This window comes from Arthrobacter sp. NPDC080086 (assembly GCF_040702285.1).
Genome location: NZ_JBFBKP010000053.1, coordinates 11,786 through 28,262, shown reverse-complemented (window position 1 = coordinate 28,262; position 16,477 = coordinate 11,786). Strand labels below are relative to the sequence as shown.

Sequence of the window (16,477 nt, the reverse complement as noted above, 5' to 3'; positions counted from 1 at the left end):
GGTTTCACCCACCTGCACCCGCCCGGGGGGCGGGGGGCGGCCTCCGCGCCCGCGCCGCACCACCGAATCACCGGTCCGGGCAGCCGGCAGGCCGTTGGACCGAACGGCGGTCGCGGTTACCGGACCAGCGGCCTCCGGCGTTCCACGGCCCCACTGAGGACGGCGACGCCAAGGCCCAGCAGCGCCAGCACCGCGCCGACCAGGGCGGGGGCCACGTAGCCCCAGCCCCAGGCGATGACCAGGCCGCCGAGGAAGGCGCCGAGGGCGTTGGCCACGTTCAGGGCGGCGTGGTTCAGCGAGGAGGCAAGCGACGGCGCGTCGGGGGAGGCGTCCAGCAAACGGGTCTGCAGCGCCGGGACCAGCATGGAACCCGCGCCGCCGACGACGAAGACCATCAGGTACGCGGACCACGGCCAGTGCACCGCTACGGCGTACACCACCAGGGCCACGGCGACGCCGGGGAGTACCCAGTAGATGGTGCCCATGACGGACTTGTCGGCGATGCGTCCGCCGACAATGTTGCCCACCACCATGCCGACACCGTAGAGCGCGACGACCAGGGGCAGCCATTCGGCCGGGATCCCGGCGACGTCGGTCATCGTGTGGGCGATATAGGTGTAGGTCGCGAAAAAGCCGCCGAAGCCCACGACGCCGATCAGCACCGCCAGCCAGACCTGCAGCCGCTTGAGGGATGCGAGTTCCCGGCGGATGCTCGCGTCAGCGTGGGGTGCCTGGTACGGGACAAACTTCCACAGCATGGCCATGGTGGCGATCCCGATGATGCCGACCAGGAGGAACAGCAGCCGCCAGCCGAAGTTCTGGCCCAGCCAGGTGCCGAACGGGACGCCGATGACGTTGGAGACCGTCAGGCCGGCCATCACCATCGAAATGGCCCAGCCGCGGCGGGTGGGGGCAACCAGCGAGGAGGCGATCACCGCGGCGACGCCGAAGAACGCGCCGTGCGGCAGGCCGGCCGCGAAGCGGGACACCAGCATGGTGCCGTAATCTGGGGCGATGACCGAGCTGAGGTTCGCGAGGCTGAAGAACAGCATCAGGCCCAGGGCCAGATACTTGCGGGGGAGCTTCGCGCCGACGGCGGCGAGCAGCGGGGCGCCGACCACGACGCCGAGCGCATAGGCGGAGATCAGGTGCCCGGCCTCCGGGGTGCTGATGCCCAGACCGTGCTCGACCTCCTTGAGCAGGCCCATCATCGTGAATTCCGTGGTGCCGATGCCGAAGCCGCCCATGGCCAGCGAAATGATGGCGAGGGTCAGGTTGTAGGAACCGGTCCGGGGTGTGGTGGGGGCGTCGTTAGTTAAAGTCATCCATCTGCTTTTCGATCAGTGAGTGGTCAGTGCCCGGCCGTGGCCGTGGATCAGGGGTTTGCGCAGTTCCGTGTGTGCCAACGCGTGGCGGGCGGCCCGCTATTCCGGATCCGGACTGCGCGGCCGTTCCATTCTCTCCCGGGGCGGGGGTGCGGCGGCACCTAGACTGGGGTCGTGACTGAACTCATCAACGTCGTCGGCGGTGCGATCGTCGATTCCCTGGCCCGGCCCCGGACCCTGCTGGTGGCGAGGCGGACCGCGCCGCCCCGTTTCGCGGGCATGTGGGAGTTCCCCGGCGGCAAGGTGGACCCGGGGGAGACGTCGGAGCAGGCGCTGCACCGGGAACTGTCCGAGGAGCTCGGTGTCCGGGTTGTACTGGGACCTGAATTACCCGCACCCGGGCCGGAAGGCTGGCCGTTAAACCCGACGGCGGTGATGCGGGTTTGGTTTGCCGAACTCGACGGCGGGACCCCGCAGCCGCTGCAGGACCACGACGAACTCCTTTGGGTGCCCCTGGCCGACCCGGAACAGGTGCTGGCGCTGCTTTGGATCCCCGCGGACCTGCCGATCGTCGAGGCGCTCCTCGCGGCCGTCGCCGCGCAGGCCTCAACGCACTAGCCTCAACCAACTAGCCGCGACCCGCCAGGCCCAGCTCGCCAAGCCCAACTCGCAAGACCTACCCTCTATCCGCAGCCCGGACGCCGCCCTACATGGGTAACCGGACCTCAGAACAGCGTGGGCTGGGCGGCCACCGGTTCGGCGGCCGACTCCCCGGTACCGGAGTGACCGCCGCTGCCCGCGGTGCCCCGTCCATGCCTGATGCGCGCCGAGCCCGGCAGGCTGCCCGCCGGGTACCGGGCCTCCTCGTCGCGCGGGTCCTGGTCGATGTCCTCGTGACTGAAACCCGTGGAGCCGATGAAGCCGTGGCGGGCCTTGAAGAAACGGACCCGGCCGGCCAGCCAGGCGCGGTATTCCTTGGACGCGTAGGACCCGCCGCCGTACAGCCGGCGGTACTTTCCGGCGAGTTGGGGGTGTTCCCTGGCGATCCACTGCATGAACCATTCCCGGGTCCCGGGCTTGAGGTACAGGGCCCCGGCGCTGACTCCCGTGGCCCCGGCCGCCGCCAGCGAACCGAAAAGGGAGTCGAGGGCCTCATCCGAGTCGGACAACCACGGCAGGATCGGCATGGCCATCACGCCGCAGGGCAGGCCGGCCTCGCGCAGCCGGGAAATCAGCTTCAACCGGGCCCGGGGACCGGGTGTTCCGGGTTCCACCGCCTCGGACAACTGCTCGTCCGTCATGGCCAGGGAAATGCCCACGCCCACGGGTACCTGGGTGGCCGCGTGCTTCAGCAGCGGGATGTCGCGGGCCAGCAGGGTGCCCTTGGTGAGGATGGAGAGGGGCGTGCCGGAGTCGGCAAGGGCCCGGATGATGCCGGGCATCAACTGGTAGCGGCCCTCGGCGCGCTGGTAGGGGTCTGTGTTGGTACCCAAAGCCACCTGGTGCCGTTGCCACGACGGTTTCGCCAGCTCACGGCGCAGCACCTCCGCGGCGTTGACCTTGACCACCACCTGGCTGTCGAAGTCCAGGCCCGCGTCGAAGTCGAGGTAGGTGTGGGTCTTCCGCGCGAAGCAGTAGACGCAGGCGTGGCTGCAGCCGCGGTAGGGGTTGATGGTCCATTCGAAGGGCATCCGGGAACCGGCGGCCACCTTGTTGAGCACCGATTTGGCGGTGACCTCGTGGAAGGTGACCCCGGCAAACTCCGGGGTGGTGACGGACCGGACCAGGCCCGCCAGCGGCAGCAGCGCCGGTGCGGGCAGCGGAGCCGTCTGGCCGTCGGGGGCCTGCGTCCCGGTCCTGGGCGTCTCTGCATTGAGTGCCTCTGCATCGACTGCTTGTGCATTGAGTGCCTGTGCGTCCCACCTCATGACCTTATTCGAATATATGTTCGATCTTAAGTCAAGGCTGCCCGTCCCGTCCTACCCCGTCCCGTCTCACCCCGTGCCGGGCAAGCACCGACCCGGCTGCGCCGGCCGGCCGTCACCACCGGTCACTGTCCCTCCGGGGCCGCCGCGACGATTGCTAGGCTGGCCCCATGATCCTCCTGACTGGCTTTGAACCCTTCGGCGGCGAAACGACCAACCCCTCCTGGACGGCGGTGCAGCATGCGGCCGGCGTGCTGCGGGCCGAGGGCCTGGAGGTGGCCACCGTGGAACTGCCGTGCGTCTTCGGCGATTCGCTGGTGGCGCTGGACGCCGCGCTCCGGGAGCACCGCCCGGACCTGGTGGTGTGTGCCGGGCAGGCCGGCGGCCGGACCGGCATCTCCCTGGAGCGCGTCGCCATCAACTGTGACGACGCACGGATCCCGGACAACGCCGGGAACGCTCCGGTGGACGAGCCCGTCCTACCCGATGCCCCCGCCGCCTACTTCGGCACCTTGCCGGTCAAGGCCGCGCTGCAGGAACTGCGCCGCCTCGGAATACCCTCCGAGGTTTCTCAGACGGCGGGAACCTACGTCTGCAACCACGTCTTCTTCGGCCTGATGCACGCCCTCCGCGATGAGCCCGGCATCCGCGGCGGATTCGTCCACGTTCCCTTCGGCCCGGATCAGGTGCAGCCCGGAACCGGCGCGGCCTCCCTGCCGCTGGAGCAGATGGGGGAGGCGCTCGCCGTCGTCGTCCGGACGTCCCTGGCGACCACCACCGACCTCAAGCTGGCCGCCGGCGCCATCCACTGACGCGGAGGAACCACACCTGATATCGCGCTGCGGCGGCTCAGTCGAGGAGCTCCCAGACGACGCCGACGGCGGCGGTGACCGAGGCGCTGCCTGCCTCCACCGCGACGGGCTGGGCCGCGGCCGTGCGCAGCAGCGGCACCGGCGGCAGTGCGGGCGGGGACGCCGGATTCTCGGTCACGGAGAGGACCTTGCCCAGCCGCGCCCCTGCCAGGGCGGCGAACTGCCCTGCCCGCGTCAGCGCGTCTTCCCAGGCCATCTCCCGGGCCTCGGACTCGAGGGCGGCCGGATCCGCGAAGCCGAGGTCGATCCCGTGGAGCCGGGCGTCGTCGGCCCCGGCCCGCACCGCGTCGGCGACGACTGCCGCGGAACCGGCCAGGTCGCGGAGCCGGACCCGGAGCGTCCCGGTCGCCAGGTAGCCCGTCACGCGCTGGCCCTGGCCCTCCTGCCAGGTGAACTCGGCGCGCAGGGACAGGCCGGTGCTGGTGATGTCCCGATCCGTCACGCCGTGGCCCCGAAGTGCATCCGTGATGGCGGTCGCGGCGGCACCGGCGTCCCGGTAGGCAGCCTCCACGCCCGGGCGGCGCGACTCGACGCCGATCGAGAGGGTCAGCAGGTCCGGCGCGGACTCGGCGGTGCCGGTGCCCGTCACGGACAGGGTCCTGGGGGAGTTGGTCATGGTGGTCTCACTTTCCGCCGTCGCGGCCTGAGAGGCCGCGGTTGTTGGGTTCGTCGCGGAGGTCGGGGGAACGCCGCCATCCGCGGGGCCGCGCGTCGACGTGTTCCGGGTAGCCGCCGGCGGCCAGGCCCGCGTGCCGTTCGAAGGGGTTGGCCGTGCCGGGGTTTCCGGCACGGCACAGGGACCAGCCGGCCGCGGCGAAGTACAGGGGAAGGAACGGGATTCCGCAGCACAGCGCGTACTGGGTGCTGTGCCGTTCCTCGTGGCCCAGCAGCCCGGGGAAGCCCGCCCCGTCAGGGAAGCAAGGGGAAGGGGAGGACGAAGAAGAGGAGGATGACGAAGGGGAGGAAGGCGGGGGAGATTCGGCGCCGAAGACCCGGTCCGCGTCGGCCCGAAACAGCACGACATTGCCCACCGTGAATGCCGCCGCGTAGGGCAGTTTCCACCGGTAGCCCGCGGCGAGGATCAGGCCGCGCGGTCCGGACGCCACATGGCAGCGGGCACCCGCGGCCAGCAGCAGGCCCAGCAGGGTGCTGCCGTTGAGCAGGTTGGCCAGCTGCCGCAGCCTCGCTCCGGTCCCCATGGGGCCATGCTAGACCCCGGCCGGGGCTCCGGCGCCGTCAACTAGACTGGTTCAGACACCACCCGACTCGTAGCGAAGAACAGTAGATGACTGACACCTTGCCGGGCGCCGCCGTCCCGAACCTTCTGGATGAAGCCGCCATCAACGCCGCCGTAGAGCAGGCCGTCGCCGCCATCGCCGCGGCCTCCACCCTCGAAGAGCTCAAGGCCGCCCGCCTCGCGCACACGGGCGAGAAGTCCGCCCTGAGCCTGGCCAACCGCGAAATCGGCGGCCTGCCCAAGGACCAGAAGGCCGCCGCCGGCAAGCTGATGGGAGCCTCCCGCGGACGGGTCAACAAGGCGCTCGCGGACCGCACTGCGGAACTCGAGGCCGAGAACGACGCCCGCATCCTGGTCGAGGAGACCGTCGACGTCACGGCCGCCCCGCGCCGTCGTCGTGCCGGTGCCCGCCACCCGCTCTCCACCCTCCAGGACCGCGTCGCTGACATCTTCGTCGGCATGGGCTGGGAGATCGCCGAGGGCCCCGAGGTTGAATCCGAGTGGTTCAACTTCGACGCGCTGAACTTCAAGCCGGACCACCCGGCCCGCGAAATGCAGGACACCTTCTTCGTCGAGCCGCCCGAGGCGCACCTTCTCATGCGCACCCACACCTCCCCGGTGCAGGTCCGCTCCATGCTCGAGCGCGAGGTCCCGATCTACGTCCTCTGCCCCGGCAAGGTGTTCCGCACCGACGAGCTGGACGCCACTCACACCCCGGTGTTCCACCAGTTCGAGGGCCTCGCCATCGACAAGAAGCTGTCCATGGCGGACCTGCGCGGCACCCTGGAGCACTTCGCCCGGCAGATGTTCGGCGACGAGGCCCAGATCCGGCTGCGCCCCAACTACTTCCCGTTCACCGAGCCCTCCGCCGAGCTGGACATCTGGCACCCCGGCGCCAAGGGCGGCCCCCGCTGGATCGAGTGGGGCGGCTGCGGCATGGTCAACCCGAACGTGCTCCGCGCGGCCGGCATCGACCCGGACGTCTATTCAGGTTTTGCCTTCGGCATGGGCATCGAGCGGACCCTCATGTTCCGCAACGAGGTCGGCGACATGCGCGACATGATCGAAGGCGATGTACGTTTCAGCGAGCACTTCGGGATGGAGATCTAACAGTGCGTATCCCCCTTTCCTGGCTGCGTGAATTCGCGGCCGTTCCTGCCGGTGCGAGCGCCGAGGAAGTCATGGCCGACCTCGTGAAGGTCGGCTTCGAAGAAGAGGCCGTGCACCGGCCCACCGACACCCTGCAGGGTCCCATCGTCGTCGGCCAGGTGCTGTCCCTGGTCAAGGAACCCCAGTCCAACGGCAAGACCATCAACTGGTGCCAGGTCCGCGTGGTCCCCGAGGGTCAGCAGCAGACCCTCACCGGCGAGGGCATCGACCCCTCCGGCGTGCAGGGCATCATCTGCGGCGCGCACAACTTCGTCGAGGGCGACAAGGTGGTGGTCACCCTTCCGGGCGCCGTGCTGCCCGGCGACTTCCGCATCTCCGCGCGCAAAACCTACGGCCACCTCTCCGCCGGCATGATCGCCTCCGTGCGGGAACTCGGCATCGGCGATGACCACGACGGCATCCTGGTGCTCTCCCGCATCGGGCTTGACCCGGAAATCGGCACCGATGCGATGGAACTGCTCGGCCTCTACGACCAGGCCGCGGAAATCAACGTCACCCCGGACCGGGGCTACGCGTTCTCGATCCGCGGCGTGGCCCGTGAATACGCCCACGCCACCGGAACGCCGTTCACGGACCCGGCGTCGAAGGTCACCGCCCCGGCGGAACTTTCCGGCGGCTTCGACATCAAGCTCAACGACGACGCCCCGATCTACGGAAATGCCGGCTGCGACCGGTTCGTGGTCCGCACCGTCCGCGGTGTCGACGCCACGAAGCCGACCCCGCCGTGGATGGTCTCCCGGCTGCGGCTCGCCGGCATCCGGTCCATCTCGCTGCCGGTGGACATCTCCAACTACGTGATGCTCGAGCTGGGTCAGCCCACGCACTGCTACGACCTGGACACCCTCACCGGCGGCATCGTCGTCCGCCGCGCGGCCCAGGGCGAGAAGATCACCACCCTCGACGACAAGGAGCGCACGCTCGACGCCGAGGACCTGCTGATCACGGACGGTTCCGGCGCGATCGGCATCGCCGGCGTGATGGGCGGCGCGGCGACCGAGGTCTCCGACGCCACCACCAACATCCTGGTCGAGTCCGCACACTTCGACGAGGTCTCGATCGCCCGGTCCCGCCGCCGCCACAAGCTCCCGTCAGAGGCGTCCAAGCGCTTCGAGCGCGGCGTCGACTGGTACGTCGCCCCGGTGGCCGCCCAGCGCGTGGTCGACCTGCTGGTGGAGCTCGCCGGCGGAACGGCCGACGCCGAGGGCACCGACGTCGGCACCGCGCCGGACGCCGTCACCGTGGACCTCCCGGCAACCTTCGCCTCGGAGCGGATCGGCATCGACTTCACCGAGGAGCAGATCCTCACCTCGCTCCGGGACCTGGGCGCCGACGTCCGCACCACCGACGCCGGGTACGCCGTCACGGCCCCGAGCTGGCGGACGGACCTGGAGACCAAGGAAGACCTGTCCGAGGAAATCGCGCGGCTGGTGGGATACGACAAGATCCCCGCCACGCTGCCGGTGGCCCCGCCGGGCCGCGGCCTGACCCGCGTGCAGCAGCAGCGCCGCCGCCTGGTCCAGGCCCTCGCCGACGCCGGCCTCACCGAGGTGCTGGCCTACCCGTTCGTCTCCAAGGCCGCCAACGACACCTTCGGGACCCCGGTTGCCGGGGCGGACCGGAAGGCGCTCAAGCTGGCCAACCCGATCAGCGAGGAACAGGGCTTCCTGCGCACCTCGATCCTGCCCGGCCTGATCGAGGTGGCGAAGCGGAACCACTCCCGCGGCTTCCGCGACCTGGCCCTCTTCGAGACCGGCCTGGTCTTCCTGCCGGGGGAGACCCTCGGCACCGCCTCGATCCCGCCGCTCGGCGCCCGCCCCGCCGAGGAGGTCCTGGACGGACTGTTCGACGGCGTCCCGGACCAGCCGCTGCACCTGGCGGCCGTGCTGACCGGCCACGACAGCCCGGCCGCCCCGGCCCACACCCCGCGGGCCTGGGACTACGCCGACGCGCTGGACATCGCCCGGCTGGCCGGCGACGTGCTCGGCGTCGAACTGGTCGTCAGCCAGGGCAGCCACCAGGCATTCCACCCCGGCCGGGCCGCGCAGCTGGCGCTGCGCACCGGCGAGGTGATCGGCTACGCCGGCGAACTGCACCCCAAGCTGCTCGCGGCGCACGACATGCCCGCCCGCTCGGTGGCGCTGGAACTGAACGCGGACGCCCTGTTCGAGGCGGCCGCCGACGTGATCGTCGCCCGGCCCATCTCCGGCTACCCGGTGGCCACCCAGGACGTCGCCCTCGTGGTGGCGGCCGATGTGCCCGCCGGGGACGTGCTGGAGGCGCTCCGCGAGGGCGCCGGCGATCTGCTGGAAGAGGTGTCCCTGTTCGACGTCTACGCCGGTAAGGGCATCGAGGACGGCAAGAAGTCCCTGGCCTTCAACCTGCGCTTCCGCGCAGACGACCGCACCCTGACCGCGGACGAGGCCTCAGCCGCCCGTGATCTGGCCGTGGCCGCCGCACACGAACGCTTCGGCGCCGTCCAGCGGTAACAAGGCGCAGCGCTAAAGGGGGCCAGGGCTAACAGGATCCGTCGGTACAAACCGGCACCACGAATAAGCTCCCCGCAACCTGCCGGTTGCGGGGAGCTTTTCTCGTTGCGGACGTGACGCTGGGCGTTATGGGACCAGCAGGACCTTGCCGGTGGTGCGCCGATGTTCCAGGTCCGTGTGCGCGGACGCCGCGTCGGCCAGGTCGTACTTCGCGCCGATCCGCACCTTGAGGCTGCCGTCGGCGACGGCGGCGAAGAGCTCGTCCGAGCGCCAACGGCGTTCCTTCGCGTCCCGCAGGTAGTGGACGATGGTGGGCCGGGTGAGGTAGAGCGAGCCGCCGGAGTTCAGCCGCTGCGGATCCACCGCCGGTACCGGGCCGGAGGCGGCGCCGAAGAGCACCAGGGTGCCGCGGACCCTGAGCGCCGCGAGCGAATCGTCGAAGGTGTCCTTGCCGACGCCGTCGTACACCACGTGCACGCCTTCGCCGTTGGTGAGTTCCCGCACCTTAGCCCCGAACCCCTCGTACCGCAGCACATGGTCTGCGCCGGCTTCGCGGGCCAGGGCCTCCTTCTCGTCGGTGGAAACGGTGGTGATGACCCGCGCGCCCTTGGCCTTGAGCAGCTGGATCAGCAGCAGGCCCACGCCGCCGGCGCCGGCGTGCAGCAACACCGTCTGGCCGGCCTTCACCTCGAAGGTCGAGTTGATCAGGTAGTGAGCGGTGATGCCCTGGAGCGGCAGGGCGGCGGCGGTGAAGTCGTCGACGCCGTCGGGCACCGGCAGCGCCTTGTCCGCGTCCACCAGCGCGTACCCGGCGTAGCAGGCGACGCCCTCGGCGGTGGCGACGCGGTCGCCCGCGGAGAATCCGGTCACGCCGTCGCCGGTTTCCTCGACGGTGCCGGAGGCCTCGGAGCCGGGGATGAAGGGGTAGTCCACCTTGTAGACGCCGCTGCGCTTGTAGGTGTCGATGAAGTTCACCCCGACCGCGGCAACCTTGATCAGCAGCTGGCCGGGGCCGGGGACGGGCCGGTCGATGGGGGAGAGCTCAAGGACTTCCGGGCCGCCGGCCTGCCGGGCGACAATAGCGTGCGTCATGTGACTCCTTCGTGTGGGCCTTCCGGGCAGGGCGGTCCGTGCCCGGGGTGCTGTGACCATCCTAGGGACCGGCCCGGGCTCCGCCCAGCATCCATGACGGGGAAGAGGGCACGGTAGGGTCCAGACGTCAGCCCGCGAGAGCATGCATAAATATCAGCAGCGATGCATAGTCTTGCTGTATGCTGGGGGCTATGACTATTTCTGTTGCCGTCTCCGGGGCCAGCGGTTACGCCGGCGGCGAGGTGCTCAGGCTGCTTGCCGGCCACCCGGACGTCACCATCGGGGCTATCACGGCGCACAGCAACGCCGGTTCCAGACTAGGCGAACTCCAGCCGCATCTCCATGGTTTGGCGGACCGGATCCTCGAAGACACCACGGTGGAGAACCTCGCCGGGCACGACGTCGTCTTCCTCGCCCTGCCGCACGGCGCCTCCGCCGCGATCGCAGCGCAGCTGCCCGCGGGCACGGTCGTAATCGACGCCGGCGCCGACCATCGGCTCCAGGACGCGGCGGCATGGGAAAAGTTCTACGGCTCCCCGCACGCCGGCACCTGGCCCTACGGCCTGCCCGAGCTGCCGGGCCAGCGGGAGGCCCTGCGCGGCGCGACCCGCATCGCCGTGCCCGGCTGCTACCCGACGTCGGCGCTGCTGGCGTTGACGCCCGGCTTCAGCAACCACCTGCTGGCGGCCGACGACGTCGTCATCGTCGCCGCCTCGGGAACCTCGGGGGCCGGCAAGGCCGCCAAGGTGAACCTGATCGGCTCCGAGGTCATGGGCTCGATGAGCCCCTACGGCGTGGGCGGCGGCCACCGCCACACACCCGAGATCGAGCAGGGCCTCTCCAACGCGCTGAACTCGCCCGTGACGGTGTCCTTCACTCCCACCCTCGCGCCGATGAGCCGGGGCATCCTCACCACCGCCACCGCCAAGGTGCGGCCGGGCGTCACGGCCGAGGAGCTCCGCCGGGCCTGGGCCGCGGCCTACGACGAGGAGCCCTTCGTCCACCTGCTGCCCGAGGGCCAGTGGCCCACCACCAAGTCCGTCCAGGGCTCCAACCACGCCGCCATGCAGCTGGCCTTCGACGAGCGGATCGGCCGCGTGATCGTCACCTGCGCCATCGACAACCTCACCAAGGGCACCGCCGGCGGCGCCGTCCAGTCCATGAACATCGCCCTCGGCCTGGCGGAAACCGCCGGCCTCAACCTGCAGGGAGTCGCACCGTGAGCATCACCGCACCGAAGGGTTTCCGCGCCGCCGGCGTCAAGGCGGGCCTCAAGGCCTCCGGCAACCCGGACCTGGCCCTGGTGGTCAACGACGGCCCGGCCAAGGCCGCCGCCGCGGTCTTCACCTCCAACCGCGTCGCCGCCGCCCCCGTGCACTGGTCCCGCGAGGTCATCAAGGACGGCCGCGTGGACGCCGTCATCCTCAACTCCGGTGGCGCCAACGCCTGCACCGGCCCGCAGGGCTTCCAGAACACCCACACCACCGCCGAAAAGACCGCCGAGGCCCTCGGCGCCTCGGCGACGGACGTTTTCGTCTGCTCCACCGGCCTGATCGGCGAACAGCTGCCGATGGACAAGCTGGTCCCCGCGATCGGCACCGCCGCCGCCGAATTGAGCGCCGACGGCGGCCCGGCCGCCGCCGCCGCCATCATGACCACCGACTCGGTCTCCAAGCAGGCTCTCTTCACCGGCACCGACGCCGAGGGCCGGCAGTTCACCATCGGCGGCATGGCCAAGGGCGCCGGCATGCTGGCCCCGGGCCTGGCCACCATGCTCGTGGTCCTCACCACCGACGCCGAGGTCCAGCCCGAACTGCTCGACGTCGTGCTGCGCGACGCCACCAGCGTCACCTTCGACCGGACCGACTCGGACGGTTGCATGTCCACCAACGACACCGTGGTGCTGCTGGCCTCCGGCGCCTCCGGCGCCGTCCCCTCCGCCGCGGCGTTCGGCGCCGGCCTGACCCAAGTCTGCGCGGACCTCGCCCGCCAGCTCATCGGCGACGCCGAGGGCTCCAGCCACGACATCGCCATCCGCACCTTCAACGCCGCGAACGAACGCGACGCCGAGGTGGTCAGCCGCGCCGTCGCCCGCTCCAACCTCTTCAAGACCGCGATCTTCGGCAAGGATCCCAACTGGGGCCGCGTGCTCTCGGCCGTCGGCACCACGGACGCCGCCTTCGAACCGGACCAGCTCAACGTCGCGATGAACGGTGTGCAGATCTGCCGCAACGGCAGCATCGGGGAGGACCGATCCTTGGTGGACCTGGAACCGCGCGAGGTCCTGGTCGAGATCGACCTGCGGGCCGGCGAGGCCGAGGCCACCATCTGGACCAACGACCTGACCCACGACTACGTCCACGAGAACAGCGCCTACTCCAGCTGACCGGCCGCCGGACATACTGACGGACACCCCACCACCCGGAAGGGACCACCGCCCATGAACACCGAAGCCCGCGAGACCACCTCCATGGCGGACGCGCAGGACAAGGCCGGCACGCTGATCGAGGCGCTGCCCTGGATCCAGCGCTTCGCCGGCACCACCATGGTGATCAAATACGGCGGCAACGCCATGGTCAACGACGAGCTGCGCCGCGCCTTCGCCGAGGACGTGGTCTTCCTGCACCACGTCGGCATCCACCCCGTGGTGGTGCACGGCGGCGGCCCCCAGATCAACGCCATGCTCGGCCGGCTCGGCATCGAATCCGAGTTCAAGGGCGGCCTGCGCGTCACCACGCCCGAGGCCATGGACGTGGTCCGGATGGTCCTCACCGGCCAGGTGGGCCGCGAACTCGTGGGCCTGATCAACTCCCACGGCCCCTACGCCGTCGGCATGTCCGGCGAGGACGGCGGCCTGCTGCAGGCCGTCCGGACCGGCACCGTGGTCGACGGCGAGGACGTGGACCTGGGCCTGGTGGGCGAGGTCGTCGGCGTGAACCCCGAGGGCATCCTGGACATCATCGCCGCGGGCCGGATTCCCGTGATCTCCACCGTTGCCCCCGAAATCGAGGAGGACGGTTCCACCACCGGGCAGGTCCTTAACGTCAACGCGGACACCGCTGCCGCGGCCGTCGCCTCCGCCCTGGGTGCCTCCAAGCTGGTCATCCTCACCGACGTGGAGGGTCTCTACGCCAACTGGCCGGACAAGTCCTCGCTGATCTCCTCGCTGACCGCCTCCGAGCTGCGCGGGATGCTGCCGCGCCTGGAGTCCGGCATGATCCCGAAGATGGCGGCCTGCCTAAAGGCGGTCGACGACGGCGTCGAGCGCGCCCACATCGTCGACGGTCGGCTGGCCCACTCGATGCTCCTGGAAACCTTTACGACCGCCGGCATCGGCACCCAGGTCGTCCCCGATGAGGAAGTGAACTCATGAACGAACCCCTGAACGCGGCGCCGACCGGCGATGGGGCCCCCGCCCGTCCCCAGTTTTACCCCGACCTCGCAAGCTCGGGCGAGGACCCCGGAAACCGTGGCCCCATCGCGGTGCCCGACCACACCCGGGGCCCCATCGCCGGCTCGGCTCCGGCGCCCTCAGCGGCCGTCATGACCGGAGAGGGTAGTGGTGCGCAGTGGCTTTCCCGCTACTCTTCCTCGCTGCTGGGGGTCTTCGGGGCGCCGCAGCGGGTGCTGGTGCGCGGCGCGGGCTGCCTGGTCTGGGACGCCGACGGCAAGGAATACCTGGACCTGCTCGGCGGCATCGCCGTCAACGCCCTCGGCCACGCCCACCCCTTCGTCACCTCGGTGATTTCCAGCCAGCTCTCCACCCTGGGCCACGTCTCCAACTTCTTCACCAGCCCCACCCAGGTGGCCCTGGCCGAGAAGCTGCTGGAGACCGCCAAGGCCCCCGCCGGGTCCAAGGTCTTCTTCGCGAACTCCGGCACCGAGGCAGTCGAGGCCGCGTTCAAGCTCGCCCGCCGCAACACGGGCGCCGGCCCGGACAATGGAGAGGCCCCGCGCACCAAGATCATCGCGCTGGAGGGCGCCTTCCACGGCCGGACCATGGGCGCGCTGGCTCTCACCTACAAGGAGGCCTACCGGGCACCCTTCGCGCCCCTGCCCGGCGGCGTCGTCCACGTCCCGTTCGGCGACATCGACGCCCTGCTGGCCGAGATCGACGAGACCACGGCTGCCGTCATCCTCGAACCCATCCAGGGTGAGGCCGGCGTCCGGCCCCTGCCGGCCGGCTACCTCAAGGCCGCCCGCGAGGCCACCACCGCCACCGGCGCTCTGCTGATCCTCGATGAGGTCCAGACCGGCATCGGCCGGACCGGCAAGTGGCTCGCCAGCGAGGACGCCGGGATTGTGCCCGACGCCGTGACCCTCGCTAAGGGACTCGGCGGCGGCTTCCCGATCGGGGCCCTCATCACCTACGGCCCGGAGGTCTCGGCGCTGCTCACCGCCGGCCAACACGGCACCACCTTTGGCGGAAACCCCGTGGCCACGGCGGCCGCCCTGGCCACGCTGCACGTGCTGGAGAACCAGCAGGTGCTCGCCCACGTCCGGGAGGTGGGGGAGCACCTGCGCGCCGGCCTCGCCGGGATCGACGGCGTCATCGAGGTCCGCGGCGAAGGGCTGCTCATCGGCTTCGACCTAGACGCCGATGTCGCTCCCGCCGTCGTCGCCGCCGCCCTGGACGCCGGGTTCATCATCAACAGCCCCGGCCCGCACACCATCCGCCTGGCCCCGCCACTGATCCTCACCGAGGCGCAGGCGGACAGCTTCCTGGCCGCACTGCCGGCCCTCCTCCAGACCGCAAAGGACGCCCAGTGACTGCGACTGCCATGTCAAAGCCGAAGACCCGCCACTTCCTCAAGGACACGGACCTGACCCCGGCCGAGCAGGCCGAGGTGCTGGACCTGGCCGTCCGGATGAAGGCCGCCCCGTACAGCGTGCAGCCCTACGCCGCCGAGGCCAGCGGCCGGAAGACCGTCGCCGTCATCTTCGACAAGACCTCCACCCGTACCCGGGTTTCCTTCGCCACCGGCGTCGCGGACATGGGTGGCAACGCGCTGATCATCAACCCCGGCGAGGCCCAGATCGGCCACAAGGAATCCGTCGAGGACACCGCAAAGGTCCTCGAACGCATGGTCTCCACGATCGTATGGCGCACCGGAGCGCACCAGGGACTGGTCGCCATGGCCGCGAACTCCGCCGTCCCCGTCATCAACGCCCTGTGCGATGACTACCACCCGTGCCAGCTCCTGGCCGACCTGCTGACCATCAAGGAGCACAAGGGCTCCCTCGCCGGCCTGACCATGAGCTACCTCGGCGACGCGGCCAACAACATGGCCAACTCCTACCTGCTGGCCGGCGTCACCGCCGGCATGCACGTTCGGATCAGCGGCCCGGAGGGCTACCTGCCGGCGCCGGAGATCGTCGCCGCCGCCGAGGAACGCGCCGCCGGGACCGGCGGCTCCGTTCTCATCACGGCCGACGCCGCCGAGGCCCTGCGCGGCGCCGACGTCGTCGCCACCGACACCTGGGTCTCCATGGGCCAGGAGGACGAGAAGGAAGCCCGGATGCAGCTGTTCCGGGACTACTCCGTCGACGAGGACGCCATGACCCTCGCCGCGCCCGACGCCGTCGTGCTGCACTGCCTGCCCGCCTACCGCGGCTACGAGATCTCCGCCGGCGTGATCGACGGCCCGCAGTCCGTGGTCTGGGACGAGGCCGAAAACCGGCTGCATGCGCAGAAGGCCCTGATGGCCTGGCTGATGCACCATTCCGGCCTCGCCGTCGTCGAGGGCCTGGCACCGGTCGACGGGGCGGACTGATGTCCGTCCAGCCCGCCGCGCAGGGCGCCAGCCCGGCCACCAAGACGGCCCGCCAGGCCCGGATCGCCGCGATCCTGACCGGCGAATCCGTCCGCTCCCAGGCCGAGCTGGCGGCCCTGCTGGCGGACGACGGCGTGCAGGTCACCCAGGCCACCCTGTCCCGGGACCTAGTGGAACTCGGCGCCGTCCGGGTCCGCGGCAAGGAAGGTGTCCTGGTCTACGCGGTCCCCGGCGAGGGCGGCGAACGCGGCGCCAAGAGCGGCGTCACCCAGGAAATCCTGGACGCGCGCCTCGCCCGGCTCTGCGGCGAACTGCTGGTCACCGCCGAGGCCTCCGGAAACCTCGTGGTGCTCCGGACCCCGCCGGGCGCGGCGAACTTCCTGGCCCTGGCGATCGACCACTCGGTGATGCCGTCCATCCTGGGCACCATCGCCGGGGACGACACCGTCCTGCTGGTCACCCGCGACCCGGCCGGCGGGGCCGACGTCGCCGCCCGCTTCCTCGCCATGGCCGACGAAACCGGCCAATAGACCGGCCGTCCGTGGCGCACACTTGTACCAACGACCCAACAGAATTCCCCAACATAAGGAGCATTT

15 protein-coding genes are annotated in these 16,477 nt (G+C 70.5%); 10 read left to right on the top strand and 5 right to left on the bottom strand.

Annotated features, from left to right (window positions below):
- Window positions 1-116: 116 nt before the first annotated feature.
- Window positions 117-1,325, bottom strand: coding sequence for an MFS transporter (locus tag AB0305_RS16355; RefSeq protein WP_364137254.1), 1,209 nt, complete (start codon window positions 1,323-1,325; stop codon window positions 117-119).
- 174 nt (window positions 1,326-1,499) lie between these two features.
- Between AB0305_RS16355 and AB0305_RS16350 the strand changes: the two genes are divergently transcribed.
- Window positions 1,500-1,943: a (deoxy)nucleoside triphosphate pyrophosphohydrolase gene (locus tag AB0305_RS16350; RefSeq protein WP_364137256.1), complete on the top strand. Its 444-nt coding sequence runs from the start codon at window positions 1,500-1,502 to the stop codon at window positions 1,941-1,943.
- Window positions 1,944-2,050: 107 nt separating this feature from the next.
- On the opposite strand, the gene AB0305_RS16345 is transcribed toward AB0305_RS16350, so the two are convergent.
- Window positions 2,051-3,253: an Rv2578c family radical SAM protein gene (locus AB0305_RS16345; RefSeq protein WP_364137258.1), complete on the bottom strand. Its 1,203-nt coding sequence runs from the start codon at window positions 3,251-3,253 to the stop codon at window positions 2,051-2,053.
- A gap of 167 nt (window positions 3,254-3,420) precedes the next feature.
- Here AB0305_RS16345 and pcp point away from each other — a divergent pair, with 167 nt between their 5' ends.
- A complete protein-coding gene (gene pcp, locus AB0305_RS16340; RefSeq protein ID WP_364137260.1) occupies window positions 3,421-4,062 on the top strand; it encodes a pyroglutamyl-peptidase I in 642 nt (213 codons plus the stop codon).
- Between the two features lie 37 nt (window positions 4,063-4,099).
- On the opposite strand, the gene AB0305_RS16335 is transcribed toward pcp, so the two are convergent.
- Both AB0305_RS16335 and AB0305_RS16330 read right to left on the bottom strand, forming a co-directional pair.
- A complete protein-coding gene (locus AB0305_RS16335; protein WP_364137262.1) occupies window positions 4,100-4,738 on the bottom strand; it encodes an SIMPL domain-containing protein in 639 nt (212 codons plus the stop codon).
- A 7-nt stretch (window positions 4,739-4,745) separates the two neighbouring features.
- Entirely contained in the window at window positions 4,746-5,321 is a 576-nt protein-coding gene (locus AB0305_RS16330) for a hypothetical protein (RefSeq protein WP_364137264.1), read from the bottom strand.
- Between the two features lie 86 nt (window positions 5,322-5,407).
- Here AB0305_RS16330 and pheS point away from each other — a divergent pair, with 86 nt between their 5' ends.
- Together pheS and pheT are read left to right on the top strand one after the other, a co-directional pair.
- Window positions 5,408-6,469, top strand: coding sequence for a phenylalanine--tRNA ligase subunit alpha (gene pheS / locus AB0305_RS16325; RefSeq protein ID WP_364137266.1), 1,062 nt, complete (start codon window positions 5,408-5,410; stop codon window positions 6,467-6,469).
- Between the two features lie 2 nt (window positions 6,470-6,471).
- Window positions 6,472-9,015 carry a phenylalanine--tRNA ligase subunit beta gene (gene pheT, locus AB0305_RS16320; RefSeq protein ID WP_364137268.1) on the top strand — a complete coding sequence of 848 codons (2,544 nt, stop codon included), beginning with the start codon at window positions 6,472-6,474 and terminating at the stop codon, window positions 9,013-9,015.
- A 126-nt stretch (window positions 9,016-9,141) separates the two neighbouring features.
- Here pheT and AB0305_RS16315 read toward each other — a convergent pair whose 3' ends face one another.
- On the bottom strand, window positions 9,142-10,107 hold the full coding sequence (locus tag AB0305_RS16315; protein ID WP_364137270.1) for a quinone oxidoreductase: 966 nt from the start codon (window positions 10,105-10,107) through the stop codon (window positions 9,142-9,144).
- Between the two features lie 191 nt (window positions 10,108-10,298).
- On the opposite strand from AB0305_RS16315, the gene argC reads away from it, so the two are divergent.
- The 6 genes from argC to AB0305_RS16285 all read left to right on the top strand — a co-directional run bounded on the left by argC (window position 10,299) and on the right by AB0305_RS16285 (window position 16,411).
- Window positions 10,299-11,330, top strand: a complete 1,032-nt coding sequence (argC, locus tag AB0305_RS16310; RefSeq protein WP_364137272.1) for an N-acetyl-gamma-glutamyl-phosphate reductase — start codon at window positions 10,299-10,301, stop codon at window positions 11,328-11,330.
- Window positions 11,327-12,493, top strand: coding sequence for a bifunctional glutamate N-acetyltransferase/amino-acid acetyltransferase ArgJ (gene argJ, locus AB0305_RS16305; RefSeq protein WP_364137274.1), 1,167 nt, complete (start codon window positions 11,327-11,329; stop codon window positions 12,491-12,493). The genes argC and argJ overlap by 4 nt, the downstream gene beginning before the upstream one ends.
- A gap of 54 nt (window positions 12,494-12,547) precedes the next feature.
- On the top strand, window positions 12,548-13,480 hold the full coding sequence (argB, locus tag AB0305_RS16300) for an acetylglutamate kinase (RefSeq protein ID WP_364137275.1): 933 nt from the start codon (window positions 12,548-12,550) through the stop codon (window positions 13,478-13,480).
- A 170-nt stretch (window positions 13,481-13,650) separates the two neighbouring features.
- Window positions 13,651-14,877: an acetylornithine transaminase gene (locus tag AB0305_RS16295; RefSeq protein WP_364137331.1), complete on the top strand. Its 1,227-nt coding sequence runs from the start codon at window positions 13,651-13,653 to the stop codon at window positions 14,875-14,877.
- An 11-nt stretch (window positions 14,878-14,888) separates the two neighbouring features.
- Complete coding sequence (gene argF / locus AB0305_RS16290; protein WP_364137333.1) at window positions 14,889-15,881, top strand: ornithine carbamoyltransferase; 993 nt, start codon at window positions 14,889-14,891, stop codon at window positions 15,879-15,881.
- Window positions 15,881-16,411 (top strand): arginine repressor, encoded by a 531-nt coding sequence (locus AB0305_RS16285; protein ID WP_290258273.1) that lies wholly within the window; start codon window positions 15,881-15,883, stop codon window positions 16,409-16,411. Before argF ends, AB0305_RS16285 begins: the two co-directional genes overlap by 1 nt.
- Window positions 16,412-16,477: the final 66 nt, after the last annotated feature.